The organism is Niastella caeni, from assembly GCF_004834005.1.
Classification (GTDB): domain Bacteria; phylum Bacteroidota; class Bacteroidia; order Chitinophagales; family Chitinophagaceae; genus Niastella; species Niastella caeni.
Map to the genome: position 1 here is coordinate 255934 of NZ_STFF01000007.1, position 16418 is coordinate 272351.

12 protein-coding genes are annotated in these 16418 nt (G+C 42.3%); 6 read left to right on the forward strand and 6 right to left on the reverse strand.

What is annotated here, in order from left to right; genetic code table 11:
- Window positions 1–10: 10 nt before the first annotated feature.
- Window positions 11–433 carry a DM13 domain-containing protein gene (locus tag FAM09_RS23200; RefSeq protein ID WP_136579547.1) on the forward strand — a complete coding sequence of 141 codons (423 nt, stop codon included), beginning with the start codon at window positions 11–13 and terminating at the stop codon, window positions 431–433.
- A 34-nt stretch (window positions 434–467) separates the two neighbouring features.
- On the opposite strand, the gene FAM09_RS23205 is transcribed toward FAM09_RS23200, so the two are convergent.
- The 3 genes from FAM09_RS23205 to FAM09_RS23215 form a co-directional block, all read right to left on the reverse strand.
- A complete protein-coding gene (locus FAM09_RS23205; protein WP_166437253.1) occupies window positions 468–3203 on the reverse strand; it encodes a sigma 54-interacting transcriptional regulator in 2736 nt (911 codons plus the stop codon).
- Between the two features lie 120 nt (window positions 3204–3323).
- Window positions 3324–3971 (reverse strand): peroxiredoxin-like family protein, encoded by a 648-nt coding sequence (locus FAM09_RS23210; RefSeq protein WP_136579549.1) that lies wholly within the window; start codon window positions 3969–3971, stop codon window positions 3324–3326.
- Between the two features lie 155 nt (window positions 3972–4126).
- Window positions 4127–5392 (reverse strand): erythromycin esterase family protein, encoded by a 1266-nt coding sequence (locus FAM09_RS23215; protein ID WP_136579550.1) that lies wholly within the window; start codon window positions 5390–5392, stop codon window positions 4127–4129.
- A gap of 326 nt (window positions 5393–5718) precedes the next feature.
- Between FAM09_RS23215 and FAM09_RS23220 the strand changes: the two genes are divergently transcribed.
- Entirely contained in the window at window positions 5719–7155 is a 1437-nt protein-coding gene (locus FAM09_RS23220; RefSeq protein ID WP_136579551.1) for an alpha-L-fucosidase, read from the forward strand.
- Window positions 7156–7173: 18 nt separating this feature from the next.
- Here the strand turns inward: FAM09_RS23220 and FAM09_RS23225 are convergent, their stop codons facing one another.
- The gene (locus FAM09_RS23225) at window positions 7174–8925 is read right to left on the reverse strand and encodes an SMP-30/gluconolactonase/LRE family protein (protein WP_136579552.1); all 1752 of its coding nucleotides are present in this window, start codon (window positions 8923–8925) and stop codon (window positions 7174–7176) included.
- A gap of 608 nt (window positions 8926–9533) precedes the next feature.
- Between FAM09_RS23225 and FAM09_RS23230 the strand changes: the two genes are divergently transcribed.
- The 4 genes from FAM09_RS23230 (at window position 9534) to FAM09_RS31610 (ending at window position 12409) form a co-directional block, all read left to right on the forward strand.
- Window positions 9534–9992, forward strand: a complete 459-nt coding sequence (locus tag FAM09_RS23230; protein ID WP_136579553.1) for a hypothetical protein — start codon at window positions 9534–9536, stop codon at window positions 9990–9992.
- Window positions 9993–10233: 241 nt separating this feature from the next.
- Window positions 10234–10500 (forward strand): hypothetical protein, encoded by a 267-nt coding sequence (locus FAM09_RS23235; protein WP_136579554.1) that lies wholly within the window; start codon window positions 10234–10236, stop codon window positions 10498–10500.
- 313 nt (window positions 10501–10813) lie between these two features.
- Window positions 10814–11899 carry a type I restriction endonuclease gene (locus tag FAM09_RS23240; RefSeq protein ID WP_136579555.1) on the forward strand — a complete coding sequence of 362 codons (1086 nt, stop codon included), beginning with the start codon at window positions 10814–10816 and terminating at the stop codon, window positions 11897–11899.
- A gap of 279 nt (window positions 11900–12178) precedes the next feature.
- Window positions 12179–12409: a DUF5763 domain-containing protein gene (locus FAM09_RS31610; RefSeq protein WP_394347826.1), complete on the forward strand. Its 231-nt coding sequence runs from the start codon at window positions 12179–12181 to the stop codon at window positions 12407–12409.
- On the opposite strand, the gene FAM09_RS23245 is transcribed toward FAM09_RS31610, so the two are convergent.
- On the reverse strand, window positions 12397–13554 hold the full coding sequence (locus FAM09_RS23245) for a HEAT repeat domain-containing protein (RefSeq protein WP_243751761.1): 1158 nt from the start codon (window positions 13552–13554) through the stop codon (window positions 12397–12399). The genes FAM09_RS31610 and FAM09_RS23245 overlap by 13 nt on opposite strands.
- A 548-nt stretch (window positions 13555–14102) precedes the next feature.
- Complete coding sequence (locus FAM09_RS23250; protein ID WP_136579556.1) at window positions 14103–16391, reverse strand: ATP-binding cassette domain-containing protein; 2289 nt, start codon at window positions 16389–16391, stop codon at window positions 14103–14105.
- Window positions 16392–16418: the final 27 nt, after the last annotated feature.

Below are 16418 nucleotides of genomic sequence, written 5' to 3' on the forward strand. Positions count from 1 at the left end.
CGATCGTTTTATGAAATACTACATTAGCATCGCAGCTATGATGCTGTTCCTGATCGCTGCCTGCACCAAGCAGAATGGATCGCCCACCGCTCCGGTTAATGAAATGCCTGATACTACAGCGGTTCAAACGCATACCGGCAGCTTTGTGAAAGGCCCTTATGGAACGGTTTCAGGTATGGTTGCCATCTTTAAGGAGAACGGCAAGTACTCACTGGCCTTGCAGAATATTATGATCAGCAACGGGCCCGACCTGCATGTATATCTTTCCAAAGAGATACAACCGGTTAATTTCATTGATCTGGGAAAAATAAAATCAATCATGGGCAACCAGTTATATGATATCAGCGGTATGCCCGATTTTGCGCAATACAAATATGCGCTTATCCATTGCCAGCAATATGATCATTTGTTCGGAAGTGCTGAATTAAAGTGAGCGTGCGTGCATTGAATTAAAACGGGCATAATGGTTATTTCTTCCGTTCAATGCCCAGTTTTTTCATCCGGGCTTCCAGTGTGGTGGGGTTCAATCCTAATATTTTGGCCGCTCCTTTTTCGCCGCTTACTTTCCAGCCGGTTTTGTTCAGTACAGCTATGATGTGCTCTTTCTCTAGATCTTCCAGTTTTTGAGCGGCTGGTTGTTCCTTGTTCAGTGTTTTTGGGGCAGGTACCCATTCCCCATATTCAAGGGTATTGCCCCGGCTGAGAATGAGTGCCCGTTCAATGATATTTTCCAGTTCACGGATATTACCCGGCCAGTTATACGCCATCAACGCATCTATTACTTTGCCAGGGATATTGGTGATCTTCTTCCCGACCTTTGCTTCGTATTTTTGACAGAAATGTTTTACCAGTAAAGGAATATCCTCCTTACGGTCACGCAGGGGTGGACTTACGATTGGAAATACATTTAACCGGTAAAACAGGTCTTCGCGAAATTCTTTCTTTTCAATGGCCTGCTCCAGGTTGCGGTTGGTGGCGGCGATAACGCGCACATTCACTTTGAGGGTTTTGGGATTGCCCAACCGTTCAAATTCCCCTTCCTGTAAAACGCGTAACAGTTTGGCCTGTAATTCAACCGGCAATTCACCAATTTCATCGAGGAAGATGGTGCCGCCGTCGGCCAGCTCAAAACGGCCTATTCTTTTTTCCATAGCGCCGGTAAACGCCCCTCTTTCATGACCAAACAATTCACTTTCGATCAAATTGGCGGGCAGGGTGGCGCAATTCACTTTTATTAAAGGCCTTTTACTTCGATTGCTGATATTATGAACGGCACGGGCCAGTAATTCTTTACCGGTACCAGATTCCCCTATGATGAGCACGGTTGCATCAGTTGTGGCAACCTGTTCAATTTGCTGTAGTATCTTTTGAAAGTTCCTGCTCTTGGTCACAATATCATCGAAGTTATTGTTGAACCTGATCTCTTCCTGCAGGTATTTGTTTTCCGCCGCCAGCTGATTTTTCAATTCCTCTATTTCCTGTAAGCGTTTTGCCAGCTCTTCATTGGCTTTCTCAAGATTCTTTTGTGCCTCGATCCTTTCAATTTCTGCACCGGCCCGCGCGGCAAATATTTTAAGTATGGCAGTTTGGTTTTGTTCTTTCGACATCGGCATCTTGTCAAAAGCGGCAATGTTGCCGATTACCTTTCCTGTAGATGGGCTGTGGATGGGCACTGCTACCCATGATTGAATTCCTTTTTCACGCGGGAAGGTCCTTTCCAGGCCCCGGGCGCAAAAAAAGTCTTTGCCCTGCATTACTATTTCACAAGGCGTGCCTGTACTGTCATATTCTATATTTTCCCGCACCTCCTGTCTTTCTACATACGACAACATTCTCAACCGGGTATTATTGCCATTTGAACATTCTACCACCATAGAATACCTGACGTTAAGCGTAGAGGTTACAAACCTGGCCAGTTCGCGAAAATAGTCCTCACCAGTAACGCCGGCTGTTCGTTCTGAAATGGTTCGCAGCAGTTCTTCTTCGAGGCGACGTTTTCTGATATCGCGTACAGTGCTGCAAAAATATTCAACTCCATCGTGCTCAATAAAGTTATTCGTTACTTCTACCGGGTACAGGTTGCCATCTTTACTGCGGTGTTCTGTTTCCAGTATTTGCTGACCACATTGCTTTGTTTCTGTCCAGTTTGCATTCCATTCTTTTTCGGTTAAACCAGGATTCAGGTTGAACACAGTCATTTTCGACAACTCATCCTTATTGTATCCTGTTTCATTGGCTGCTGCTTCATTTACCCGGATGAAGGCGCCGCTTTTATTAAGCCAGTATACCTGGTCGCGTAAATTTTTGAGGGTAGTATGATATAACTCAATTTCATTGAGCCTAAGACGTAATTCTTCGTTTTTATGCTGCAGTGCTTTGTCGGCCTGCATGCGTTCAATCTCAGCGCCAACACGGGCTGCAAAGATCTTTAGGACCGGCAGCTGGTTTTTTTGTTCCGATACAGGCGATGGATTCGAAATGATGATGTGACCGATTGGCTTTCCTGATACACTGCTATAAATAGGTACACCGGTAGCGGCTTCAATGCCCTCAGATGCAGGAAAATGTTTGTACACTTCCTTTCCCATAAAAAAGCCATCACCCTGTAGTATCACTTCACACGGCCGCCCTTTTGTGTCATATTCAATATTGTCGATAACAGTATCGTGATTTACAAGGCAAAGGGTCCTTACCTGTGTACTGCCTTCCTGTATGCATTCGGCTATCAGCGCAAACTGCATATTCAGCGCCCGTGTAAAGTTCCTGCACAATTCAACCAGAAAATCTTTTCCGGTTATGTTCGAAGTGGCTTCTGAAATGGTTTGTAATAACCGTTCTTCTGTTTTCTTTTTACTGATATCTCTTACAATGCTGCAACTGAACTCTTGTCCATTGTAAGTAATAAAATTCCCGGTTATTTCAACATCGTATAAATATCCCGTTTTATGCCGGTGCTGCGCTTCGAAAGTGATCTTCTTTTCTTTTTTTAATCGTTGCCAGAATTGAGGGAAGTTGGCCACAATGGGCGAGGGATTAAGATCAGTGACATGCATCCGGGTCAGTTCTTCAATTGTATAGCCCGAAAGCCGGGCGGCCATATCGTTCACCTGAATAATATTGCCCGCAGCATTTACCCAAAATACTGCTTCCTGCAGGTTGGCTACAGTGTAATGGTATAACTGTAGTTCCTGTTCAAGTTCCATATTGGTTAAATGAGTCATCAGGCGCCTTATAAACTAAAGATACTGCTAATAAATTTAATGCTTTTAAGTGATAAAGTCCGGGAAAATCGAAATGCTAACAGCTGGATAATGCTCTTCGATTTATAGTTCATTGAAAATAGTTTGTGCAACTGATCTTAATAGATCAGCACTGATCCGCTGTTTGAAATCCACATCAATATACTCAAACCGGATATTGCCCTTTTTACTGATAAAGAAAACAGCAGGAACTGGTAATAACTTATCGAGGTTTTTCCCGCCGGAAGAGGTGGGTAGCAATTTATCGTATGCAGCGGGAGCTTTGTAGGCAAGCCCGAATTGCTTTGATGCATTGAGATCGGCGTCGGACAGCAGCATATACTCCAATTTGTTTTTTTCTGTTGACGATCTCAAATTATCGGGGCTGTCTGTACTTATAGCAATGATCTGATAGCCCATTTTTTTTAGTTCCGGCTCTATTTCCTGGATACCCGAGAGTTGCTTATTACAATAAGGGCACCAACCCCCACGATAAAATATCAGTATAGTTGGTTTCTGCGAAATGGCTGCGTTCAGATCAAAGATCTTACCCATGGCGTCAGATAACTTTATTACAGGTATGTTTTCGCCGATGAGCAATGGACTTATGTCTTGCGGTTGAGCGGGTATGTTGGCAGGTATTTGTGCGCTTAAGCTATTAGAAATAAATACTGAAAAAAGAAGTAAGAATGCAAGGCTGATCTTTAAATTTTTTCTGGAAATGATTTTCATTTTAGATTAATGTATTTAGTATTAAATAAATAGCACAGTAAGTGCGGTGCAATTTATTTATTACTTTATAGAGAAAATGTCGGCTGCCTTACAAAATATTAAAGTAGAGAAAGCATATGCGAATCAATATCAAAAGGCGCCTGCACATCCTGCCATTATTTGATCTCGCTACAACCGTACATCTCTTTTATATAAAAAACACCGTCATAAATTTTAGTCCAGGGAGCCAGCATGCTTCTGTGATACCCAAGCCCATTACTGCTACCACCGGCCAGGAAAAAGTTTTCCAGTGTGCCGCTGAGCGTAGCATTGTAGCCGCTGAAATCGAGGAAGGCAAAACGGTAGTCGTCATGCATCCACTTCTCCAGGCTGTTTTTCTTTGGTGTGGGTAATTGATCAGGTTTTCGGCCTACCCATTGGGTGATGCCTTCACGGGAAGTGAAGCCGAGCACATAGGTTTGGTTATTCATAGCGGTATCGGCCGTATATACAGTACCCATGGATTGACCCTGGTTAAGGAATTCCTGGGGATAGTGCCCGCCATATTTTGAAATATGATAATTGTGGGCCCAGATGATTATTTTTTTGCCGGAAAATTTTTCTTCGGTTAACCATTTAAGGTTTATGGCCATTTGCCGGTCCCTTATGTTCATTTTCAGCCAGTAGTCTTTTATCGGCATGTAATTTTTTATATTAGCGATCATTGAGTCTATCACCAATGTCCAGAATGCATCAGGGACCTTCCTTTGCTCCATCTGCTTTTTTATCTCTTTAAGGTAATTCAAACACTTTGTCAGTTGAACGCTGTCTTTGGTGTAGTTATACCAATGTGAAATGAGGGGAAAAATGTCGGTGGCATATTCTTTTGAATTCGTTATCGGTAATTGCCATCTTTTCAGCACACTGTCTAATGCAGGATAAGCTGCGAGGGAGAATATCTGATTATCAAAGCCCGATATATCGAGTGGGTGACCGGTTTTCAGGGTAGCCGGAATATACTGATAGAACAGGTTGCTGCAGGCGTCGCAATAAGTCCATATGGGAAAAAGCGTTTTTTTGAAAAAGGAGTCCAGGTTTCCCTGTTCTTTTTTTACCTGCTCCCAACCGTAGTTCATACCAAAGAAATCGCCTTCGAAGGCCAACACATCAAAACCCTTTTGTTCATGCAGGTATTTTATGATCCTGGTCTTTGCCTGAAAGGTTGCGGCATCGCCATGTTCCTGTTCGCCCAGCATCACTATGCGGGCATTCCCGATGGCATCCCCAATTACCTGCAGGTCGGCAAAATTTGTTGAGTCAGGGCAGATGGAGGTAATGGGATGTGCATGTTCGCGTACGTATTGTTCAATGTTTTTTTGAGACCAGGCGTTTTGCAGCAAACAAAACAAGGCAGCAAAAGCAGCGATACTGCGTTTTTTCATAACGGATAAAATAAGTGTGTGCTACGCCTTCGGAAGTACTAAAATAGTGAATAGTTCCTTAACGAAAGGAGATTTCAGTTTTCGAAGGGGTCAACTGTGATCGCTCCTTTTAGTGTGATCGTTTATGGGAAATAGATAAAAATTATGAAAAATACCATCCGTCACCCGGTAGCTATCGGGAGGCGGATGGTTTTTTTGTGTATGTGTGGATGTCATTTTCGTTTTATGCAATAATCATTTAATAAATAGCCAGAATATGATATTGCCGCTTGCTTTTTTATTTCTTAGTTGCAGGATAAACATCTTAAAAAACAATGATCAGGCTCATGATAAAATATTTCTTTTTTTTCTTATCAATTATTGCTGTACAATCTCTTAATGCTCAGTCTGCCCAACAACCAGACCCTGCCAAAGACCTACGTATGAAATGGTGGCGGGAAGCCCGCTTTGGCATGTTTATTCATTGGGGGGTGTATGCACAATGGGCAGGTGTGTATCATGGTAATAACCAGGCAAGGGGAGGGGCGGAATGGATCATGAATCGCTGTAAAATCCCGGTGGCCGAATATCAGGAGAAAGCAAAAAGTTTCAATCCTGTTAAATATGATCCGGATGCATGGGTGAAACTGGCAAAAGAAGCCGGCATGAAATACATCATCATCACTGCCAAACACCACGACGGTTTTGCGCTGTTTAATTCAAAAGCCAGCAAATGGGATGTTGCCGATGCAACGGCTTATGGCAAAGATCTTTTACAACCATTGGCTGCGGCTTGCAAAAAATATGGTGTTAAGTTAGGATTTTACTATTCTCAGGCGCAGGACTGGAACAATCCCGGCGGATCGGTGGCAAGAAAGGAAATGAAAGAAGGATGGCCTAATCCTGATTCAACTGCTATTGATACTTATACGAAAGAACATGGTGGCCATTGGGATCCTGCACAGGAAACCAGGTCCTTTGCTCAATATATCGATGAAGTTGCCGTACCGCAGGTAAGGGAACTGATGACCAATTATGGCGATGTAGCCGTGCTATGGTGGGATACGCCAACCAACATGACCGATGAGGCCGCACTCAAATTGCAGGCTTTGTTGAAATTGCAACCTAATATAATTACCAATGATCGTTTAAAACGTCCGAACTTTCCCGGCGACACCAAAACACCTGAACAAAAAATTCCCAGCCTTAGTGAGCTGGATGGCAAAGATTGGGAAACCTGTATGACCATGAATGGCAGCTGGGGTTATAAAAGCTGGGACAATAAATGGAAGTCGACCGAAACGTTGATACAAAACCTGGTGGATATTGCATCAAAAGGAGGAAACTATTTATTGAATATAGGTCCTAAGGATGATGGAACTTTTCCGCAGGAAAGCATTGACCGCCTCAAGCAAATCGGCGCCTGGATGAAAATTAACGGCGAAGCGATCTATGCTACGAAGGCAGGTCCTTTAGCTCCATTATCATGGGGACGGGTTACAAGAAAGGAAAGTGCTGCAAATACTACACTTTATGTCACCGTATTTGAATGGCCAAAAGACGGCAAACTGGTAATACCAGGTTTGAAAAATAAAGTCGTATCCGCCAAACTATTGGCTGGTGGTAAAATCAAAGTAAAAAGGGTGGATGACAATCTTGTTATGGAAGTAGGTGCTACTGCGCCTGATGCTATTGCCTCTGTGATCAAAGTGGAATTGAAAGGCAAGGTGGCTATTGTAAATACTACTACCAAATCAGCCATGAAAACAGGAGAGCTCGATTAGCATAGGGCTTATAGTTAATTACAGCCTTGGTGTTACCGGTTTGTGCGGTGGTTCAAAGGTATTGCTACCACGCACTTTGAGTTTGCGGCGATAGACTTTATCGCCACAGGAAACATAGAGGATATTGAAATCGGCGCCGCCAAAACAGCAATTGGAAGGCGAGCCTGATGGCACTGGGATGATAGCATTTACCCGGCCTATCTGGTCAAGTACCTGTATGCCCAGGCGTGTTGTCGTGTATACTCTTCCTGCCGTATCACATTTAAGGCCGTCGGGCCAGGCGTTTTCATCCGTATCGGGTACATGCAGCCAGCCATAGCGTTGTTTATAGGCGAGTTTTCCATCCGGCAGGATCTTGTATATCCAGATCCAGTGAGAGGCCGATTCAGCGACATATAACTGAGTTTGGTCGGGCGATAGCGTGATACCGTTTGGGTATTTCAAGCCCTCATCCACGATCAATTTTTGTCCATTGGGCCTTATAAGATAGATCTTACCCGGTTTGGCGGCGCCATCGGGTACGGTAACGTAGATATTTCCATTGCCTGCTACAACAAGATCGTTGCCGGGAAAGCTATCTGCAACTATGGTCTCTTTTTCGTTCTTATCATAGTGTATGATCTGTTTGGAGGCGCCGGCTACTACATACCGGTTACCATCAGGGCCAAAGCTGGTACCACTTGCTCTTTTGGAATCAGGTTTTATCGTAACCAATTTCCCGTCCAGGCCAACCTTATATGTTTTTGCATTGCGTATATCCTGGAAGAAAACTTCTCCAACCGCATTAGCAGCCGTACCTTCTGTGAACTGGTATCCTTGTCCAACCAACTGCCAGTCCTCACCGGGAATAAGAATATTGTTTAAAAACTCGTTCTTTGAATTTCCTTTTGCTACCAATGTTGGCCAATTTTTCCAAAGCCAGCGCATGGCTTCGGGGAAAAAGGCTGTAGCCTGTTGGTGGTTGTGACCGCCTTCACCCCAAACATGATTAACTTCATAACCGGCAAAGATGAAAGAACGTTCCATCATTTCATTGGCTTTCCACCAATCGCCGCCAAACTTGTTGTTGTCATTGGCGCCGTCCTGCAGAAAGATCCTTATTGGTTTGGGTTCGTATTTGCGGATAAGCACCGGGTAGCGATCGCCGCCACGGAGACCAACATAGGTACCAATGGCGCTGAATACGCGGGAAAATTCATTAGGATATTCCCAGGCAGCCGTGAAGGCGCAAATAGCCCCGCTGCTGGAACCACCAATAGCACGGTCGTTGCCGTTTTTAGACAAGCGAATGGCACGGCCGTCCCTTGTTTTTTGTTTCTCCACTTCGGGTAAGATCTCATTCAAAATAAATTGCGCATAAGCCCCCCCTAAACCATCGTATTCAAAACTGCGGTTGAAGCGAGCCAATGCAGTTGCACCGCTATCGGGCATTACCCTGCCCGGCGCCACGAAAACCCCAATGGTAACGGGCATTTCTTTCCTGTAAATAAGATTGTCGAACACTGTGGGAGCATTATATTGGATGCCATCCTGGTTCACATACACACAGGCAGGCTGATCGGGCCGGTATTGGGCAGGGATGTATATCCAGTATTCACGCGAGGTGCCGGGAAAGATAGTAGATTGATCAAAGGAGAATTTCAGTATTTCGCCTTTAGGCACGCCCGGTTGTACTACACTGGCAGAGTCAACAGGATAATTTTCTACGGGTGGTTGGGCAAATAGAGTAGATGTGGCCATCACTGCAATCGTTAGAAATATCGCTTTCATCTACTAAATATAACACGGATTTTAGTTTGGGGGGAGGGAAATTCTGAATGTGCTCGGAAGCAGGGAACCTGTAGCTGGTAAGCTAAACTGGTCATTTTGAGACAGCGTCACAAGATGGCGCCAAATGGAAATGTAGCGAATGAGCGCACTATTATTGATGTACTAAATACATAAAGTAGACTGGGGAAGAATGTATTTATGGGCGATAAAGAAAGTAATCAACCGCTATGGACTAAGAATTGCAATATGTATAAAAACTTATATTTTTTTTGATATTTCAAATGTGTTCGTAAATTAGCGCTTTAAGATCATCTCATATTTGATCTTTGGCATTGCACAATGCCTTCGAAAAACCCTATTAAATCGTAGTCTCACCCCAACCTATTTTTGTATTCATGTAATTTTTTGCATCTGTTTTTCGTTAATTATTAAATATTTACCCATGTCGTTTAAAGCATTACAAACCACTAGTAAGCTCTACAAGTACTTGACGCCAAGGGAATTTATTTCTTTACTCCAAACAGACCGAGGTTCCATAAAAAAATCAAAGTTCATCGCACCCAAGCTGGGCACTTTCGGCATGGGCAAAATCTACGTTGAATACAATTATGAGCCAAGGTCAAAAACAAGAACAATCCCAAAATGGCAACAAAAATGTAAAGCCTGAATTAGATCAGGATACCATAAAAGCCATAATCTCTCAAAAATCTCAAGAGGTCCAATTAGAATTTCACAGGTTAAAGCTTGAAGAAAAGCGTCTCGAACAGGATGGGAAGCTTTCTGAAAAGGCAATGGACTACAATAGTAAGTTCGTAAAAGATTACCCTAAGCAGCATCGGCAAACCATCATAACATATGGGATATTCATTACGTTAACCTTTTTTGGGGTATTATTCTTTATTGGCTTTTGTCTTTACCGGGGAGATGCAGAAGTCGCCAAACAATTTTTAGCCGTAGTTACTCACTTTATAACGCTTGCAATAGGCTTGTTCGTGGGCAAGAATGTGCAAAAGAAATCTAATAAAGAAAAGCAGGATGGCCCCGAGGATGCTGAGCTCTTGGATTAATCTAAAGGCACCTGCTTCCGGGGTAGCTCCTACAAAAAAACGCCCGCCCTTTCATGTTAGCGGCGTTCTCCTCGGGCGTTATCTTTTTGTTTAGCATAAAGGCAGCCAGCGTAAACCCCAATCATGACTCTACTTCAAGGTTTGTATTACCCGGGTACTGAACAGGTGGATATTTACGCATAATGAGCTGCCTGGGCGTTTTAGCAATTGACATTTATCATTTTTTCCAGCCTGCTCTTCCATGCAGCGAATGACCGATAAAATGATCAGTGATGTAAAGACGCAGTTTGATGAATGCCGCCATATTGTACGGCGCGAAATTTATAGGCCCGTACAAGGCGCCCATACAGACGATGCACCCAATGCCCCACCCAGCAAGTACATGCAGGTAGATTTAATGTACCCCGCTGCGATCGATGGTTACAACGCGGAACGCGTATTTCTTGGTCCGAACTCAACTATTTGGCTGGTCCAGGTGGTGTTTAAGCCGAATCTTTCGATTCTCTAATGTTGTACATAAACTATTGTGACTCTGTTCCATTTCTTATACGCGACATTGCCACGCCGGACAGTCCCAATTCAACTTTTAGCTTTTCGATTGCAGGTGTTAACGTGATGCCGCCTTCACCTTAACATCGAATTCGTTGCTCAGCAACAGGCTCGTGTCTCCATTGCTGATTGTAGTTAAAATATTCGTCGAGCGTTGACAATAATTGCCTTGACTTGTAAAAAAAGGTCAAATAAAATACGTGAAAAACACCTGATTTTATTATCTGAAATCTTTGTAATCTCGAAATCCCACAACCTTAAATTTACCCATTATGGATTTTAAAGATGAAATAAAACTGTTTGGTGACAGAGTAGAGAAACTCAAAGATCAAATTCAAACAGAGGAAGCCACAAAAAATGCCTTCATAATGCCTTTTATTAAAGCATTAGGGTATGATGTATTTAATCCTTTTGAAGTTATGCCAGAGTTTGTTGCTGATATTGGCATTAAAAAAGGTGAAAAAGTTGATTACGCCATTATGCGGGAAGGAGAGCCATGTATATTAATTGAGTGTAAACATTGGGGTGAAAGTCTGGATCCTCATAACTCACAGCTATTCCGATATTTTCATACTACTACAGCTAAGTTTGGGCTTTTGTCGAATGGCATTATTTACAGATTTTATACTGACTTGATAGAGCCAAATAAAATGGATGAAAAGCCATTTTTTGAGTTCAATGTTACTGATATTAAAGACAATCAAATTGAGGAATTAAAGAAGTTCCATAAATCTTATTTTGATGTTGGTAATATTCAAAATACAGCCAGTGAACTCAAGTATATGAATGAACTAAAAACCCTTATAAATATTGAATTCCAAAGTCCAACAGAAGGCCTTGTCAGACACTTTGCGAAGCAAATTTATCAGGGTGTTTTAACTGCCAAACTGATGGATCAGTTTATTGGGTTGACTAAAAAATCAATTCAACAATACATTAATGACTTGATAACAGAAAGGCTTAAATCCGCGCTTAAAAAAGAAAATGATGATCAGAAAATTCCAGAAACAGAGACTGCCAATGTACAACCAGAAGTAAAGGATGTGAAGATCGAAACGACTGAAGAGGAAAAAGAAGGATTTATGATTGTCAAGACAATTCTTAGGCAAAAAATTAAAGCAAACAGAATTGCTTTTAGAGACGCTCAATCATACTTTGCTATATTGTTGGATGATAATAATCGAAAAACTATCTGTAGATTATATTTAAACGGTTCTAAAAGATATATTGGCACTTTCGATGAACAAAAGAAAGAAACAAGAAATGAAATTCTTACCGTTGATGATATTTTCAAATATGCTGAACTGCTCCAGCAGACTGTAGCAAATTATGATGGCGAAAAAGTCAGTGTTAATTAAAATTCATTTTTAGAGGAAATTGACTTTGTTATTTTCATTCAGTGATTGGTCACGCATCAGCCGTTAGTAAACCTAAAATTTATTGATCCCAGTTAAATTCTTAACTAAATGCAATCTTGATATTGCATAGGCCGCCTTTTTTTATTATTTTATCAAATGTCCAGGCTCCTGAAATTTTATGTAGCGTTATCATTGTTATTGCTAATCACTGTTATAGCAAATAGCCAATCCATTTATAAAACCCCATATGGAAAGAAGTATCACCTTGGCAGTTGCCATATGGTAAAAAATGTGTCGGAGAAAATAACACCGGAAAGAGCGTTGGAACTACAATTGGAACCTTGTAAATTTTGTAAGCCTGATATAAATCACTTGAAACCTTCTACTGAAAACAAAGCCAGGGGAAAAAGCATAACTGTGCAATGTAAGGGAATTACCAAAAAAGGTACGCGATGTAAGCACAACACAAGTATTGCTAACGGCTATTGTTTTCAGCATCAACCTGGATAATTCCCCCTAATATACTCCTTCGCCTCCTCCTGTGTCAGCACTGCAAAGTTCTTGTACCGGTCGTGCACATCAATGATTTCTGCCAGGGCATCTGCAACCAATTGCTTATTATCCCAGGTTTGAAGGTGCGCTATTACAGTTTGGAGACACCCTTTTTTGTAAGCAATTTGACCGATCACATGCACCAGGGTGTTTCTTACCCTGGCTGTTTTGTCGTGTTGTAATTCCTTTAGCAGGGGCAGAATGTCTTGCGGGTATTTTCGTCCACGAAGCTCTATGCCATGGCAAATTTCCCGGCGGATCTCTTTGTCTTCGTGATGTAAATACTTTTTTGCCCATTGCAGCACGGGCGTTGGATTTACTTCGCCCATTTTCTTAATAGAACCAATTACGGCATTACGTGGTGAATGATGCGGATCGAATAAGCCTTTATCAAAAAAATGTTGAACAGCACCGAAATCTTTCTTACCAATTTCACCGGCGGCATTAATGACCGTTTGTCGTACTTTGAAATCGGTGTGTTTTAAAAGTGCTTCGAGCGTTTGAATGATGACTGGTTGCAGATTGTTGTTACTGATGTATATTCTGCCGACGGAGGTGTAAGCTGATTTTCTAATGTAGGTATCTTTATCTTCAAAGTAAGCAGTGATTTGTTGCAACTGGGCTGTTTGCAAACCGGTGAGCATATTGTTGTGTATAGTGGCAACAAGTTGTAAACGTTCGGCTTTGGGTAAATCGTAAAACTCCACTGATTTATGGACCTCTTCAGGTTGTATTGTGCTTACATCAAAACCGAGATCCGTTAAATATTGTAGTCCATTTTGGATGGCTAGTTTATTTGTTCCTGTCCAGCCATTTTTTAATCCAAGTAATATAAACTCCCTTATATATTTTGGTTTGTTGAGATTAACCAATATAGGCTCATCATTTTTTGTATCGGTTAAGGGTACACCTACGTTTAACGGCTGGCCCATATAGTAATCATCCAATGTTAAAAAATCTATTACTAATGGCGTTTGTTTATGTCCGGCCAGGAAAATCCTTATTGTTAGTGTGTTTGTATTTGCGCCCGAATCGTAAGTTGTTGCGATGTTGTATACGTATTCCGCGTCGTTAACTTTTATTTTTCGAAGGTTACTTTTCATTTAGTTTTATAAACATTTCAAAGATAATAATTAGTGTAAATTCCTCTTAAAAAGTTAAATAACAGGCAGTTTATACCTGGTTGCAGTAAAAACAGGTTTGGTGCCGGCAAATAAATGCTTATAACTCCCGAAATAAATTTAGTAATGAGGAAAAAGTAGCTATGACCGGGAAAAAAAATTTATAATGAACCGTATTGGATCTATCACTGGAGAGAAAGTACTATCACCCGCGACAAAGTATTTATTTCTGACAAAAATGAGCTATAACCGCAGAAAAAGTAATTATCCTTCAGAAAAATAATTTATAGCCGGAGAAAAAGCAACTATCGCTGCCAGAAAAGCGATCATCTGTTACAAGAAAGTAATCATCTCCCCCAAAAAGTAATTATGGCCAACCGTTTTTACGTTATCTCCGGAAAAAATAAAATATAACCGATAAAAAATAGTTTACCCTAGCATAAGTTTCCATATTCAACTAAAAATATAAAAGATATAACCACTATGATTGCGTTGCAGGTGATAAAATGATCACTAACCCTCTGAGAAAACTACTTTCCCTGCAAATTCTCCCGTCCCATCTTGCCAGGTTTTCGTTCAGTGATATACTTCGCCAGATAATGACCTGTTTTCGACTCACCATGTTTTATCAGGTCTCTTGCCACTCCTTCAAAGACGATGCATCCACCATCCGATCCTCCACCAGGCCCCAGATCGATTATCCAATCTGCCTTCGCAATCACATCCAGATTATGTTCAACAATGATGACGGTATTGCCGCGATCCGCAAGCCGGTGAAAAGTAGACATCAGTTTTTCGATATCCGAAGGGTGAAGGCCTGTTGTCGGCTCGTCAAAAACAAATAGCTGGCCCTGCTCATCGAATTCCATCGCAAGCTTCAACCTTTGCCGTTCCCCTCCGGAAAACGTACTAAGTGGTTGTCCTAATGTCATGTAACCAAGTCCCATTTCCCGAATACGATTCAACAATTCTTTGTCACTCCCTTGAAAAAAACTTCCGGCTTCGGCAACAGTCATCTTAAGCACCTGAATAATATTTTTTCCATTCCAGGTATAGTCCAATACTTTTTTTTGATAACCTGTGCCCTCACACAAGTCACACGTTTCCTCCACCTCTTCCATAAAAGCGAGATCAAGCCTGATCACACCCAGGCCTTTGCATTGAGGACAAGCACCCTCAGCATTGGTACTGAAAAGTGATGCACTCACGTGGTTTGTTTTTGCGAACACTCGGCGAAGTGCGTCGAAGATACCAGTATAAGAAGCGAGATGCGAACGCCTTGAGCCCCGCAACAATTTCTGGTCAATAAGCTTTGCCTGCGGATGTTGCCGGGGCAATTCCTGGTTGATCAGTGAACTTTTTCCCGAGCCCGCTACACCCGTCACTACAGTGATCACCTGCCGGGGAATTTTCACCGTCACATTTTTCAAATTGTGCAGCCGGGCATTCCGTACCGTTAAAAAAGTTTTAGCTTGCCGTGGTTTATGATTTAAAGCCCGGTGCATACGCCAAAATTTTCCAGTGAGCGTATCTGCGTTTTTCAATCCGTTGAGCGTTCCGCTGTAAACAATGTTTCCGCCCTCTTTTCCGGCGCCAGGTCCCATGTCCACAACATGGTCAGCAATTTTTACAATATCGGGGTCATGTTCAACAATAAGTACTGTATTGCCCTTGTCACGAAGCTGCAGAATAATGTCCATCAGCCGGGCAATATCATTAGGATGGAGACCGATACTAGGTTCATCAAAAATATAAAGCAACCCCGTGAGGCTGCTTCCCAAATGCCTTACCATTTTAATGCGCTGCGATTCTCCTCCAGACAATGATGACGTTTCCCGGTTTAGTGACAGGTAACTTAAACCAATGTTTTCCAAATGTGTGAGTCTGGCGATCAACTCATCCAGCACAGATCTTACCTGGTTGTTCCGAATAGCCTTCAGAAATTCGATGAGGTGACTGACCTGCATAGCGCTGCAGTCAGCAATGTTCTTTCCATCAACTTTACAACCAAGCACTTCTTTATTTAGCCGTGCTCCTTTACATGCAGGACATGTTTGCCGGCAAAGTATTTCACGCAGCTCTTCTTCTTTTCGCTTAGACTCTTTGGTTTCCTTTTTTAAAAAGCTTTTGATTCGGGGAATGATGCCTTCATACAACATCGTCTTGCCCCATGCCTTTGTTGGATTTTTGGGTTTATGCTCTTCGGCATACAGCAACATATGCAGTTCATCCTTGGAAAAGTTTTTGATCTTCTTGTCGTTATTAAAATAGCCGGAGTTCACATACCGTGTCCATCGCCACCCACCCGGCTGAAAAGCAGGAAACCGGATCGCTCCCTCGTTCAAAGATTTGTTCTTATCGATCAACGCATCCAGGTTGATGTCTGTAACTGTTCCCAGCCCTTCACACATTGGACACATACCTTTTGGATTATTAAAGGAGAAGACCATGGAATATCCGACAAACGGCTCACCTATGCGCGAGAACAAAAGACGCAGCAACGTATAAATATCCGTAACGGTTCCCACTGTCGATCTCGCATTACCGCCTAACCGTTTCTGATTGATAATGATTGCTACATTCAGATTTTGGATGGAATCAACCTCCGGATGTCCATAATGCGGCATTCGACTTCGCAGGTAGCTGTCGTATGTTTCATTGAACTGTCGTTGTGCTTCGGCTCCAATAGTTTCAAATACAAGAGATGACTTTCCTGAACCGGACACTCCCGTAAAAACGGTGATCTTATTTTTAGGGATCTCAACGGATATATTTTTGAGATTGTTTTCGCGTGCGCCTCTGATCCGGATAACGTTCATGGGTGCTTATTTTCCGGGTAGCGCTTA

What these genes read in the sequence shown, in the direction of transcription:
- FAM09_RS23200 (WP_136579547.1), top strand. Translation starts at nt 11, where the DNA reads ATGAAATACTACATTAGCATCGCAGCTATGATGCTGTTCCTGATCGCT.
- FAM09_RS23205 (WP_166437253.1), bottom strand. Translation starts at nt 3,203, where the DNA reads ATGGAACTTGAACAGGAACTACAGTTATACCATTACACTGTAGCCAAC.
- FAM09_RS23210 (WP_136579549.1), bottom strand. Translation starts at nt 3,971, where the DNA reads ATGAAAATCATTTCCAGAAAAAATTTAAAGATCAGCCTTGCATTCTTA.
- FAM09_RS23215 (WP_136579550.1), bottom strand. Translation starts at nt 5,392, where the DNA reads ATGAAAAAACGCAGTATCGCTGCTTTTGCTGCCTTGTTTTGTTTGCTG.
- FAM09_RS23220 (WP_136579551.1), top strand. Translation starts at nt 5,719, where the DNA reads ATGATAAAATATTTCTTTTTTTTCTTATCAATTATTGCTGTACAATCT.
- FAM09_RS23225 (WP_136579552.1), bottom strand. Translation starts at nt 8,925, where the DNA reads ATGAAAGCGATATTTCTAACGATTGCAGTGATGGCCACATCTACTCTA.
- FAM09_RS23230 (WP_136579553.1), top strand. Translation starts at nt 9,534, where the DNA reads ATGAGCCAAGGTCAAAAACAAGAACAATCCCAAAATGGCAACAAAAAT.
- FAM09_RS23235 (WP_136579554.1), top strand. Translation starts at nt 10,234, where the DNA reads ATGCAGCGAATGACCGATAAAATGATCAGTGATGTAAAGACGCAGTTT.
- FAM09_RS23240 (WP_136579555.1), top strand. Translation starts at nt 10,814, where the DNA reads ATGGATTTTAAAGATGAAATAAAACTGTTTGGTGACAGAGTAGAGAAA.
- FAM09_RS31610 (WP_394347826.1), top strand. Translation starts at nt 12,179, where the DNA reads ATGGTAAAAAATGTGTCGGAGAAAATAACACCGGAAAGAGCGTTGGAA.
- FAM09_RS23245 (WP_243751761.1), bottom strand. Translation starts at nt 13,554, where the DNA reads ATGAAAAGTAACCTTCGAAAAATAAAAGTTAACGACGCGGAATACGTA.
- FAM09_RS23250 (WP_136579556.1), bottom strand. Translation starts at nt 16,391, where the DNA reads ATGAACGTTATCCGGATCAGAGGCGCACGCGAAAACAATCTCAAAAAT.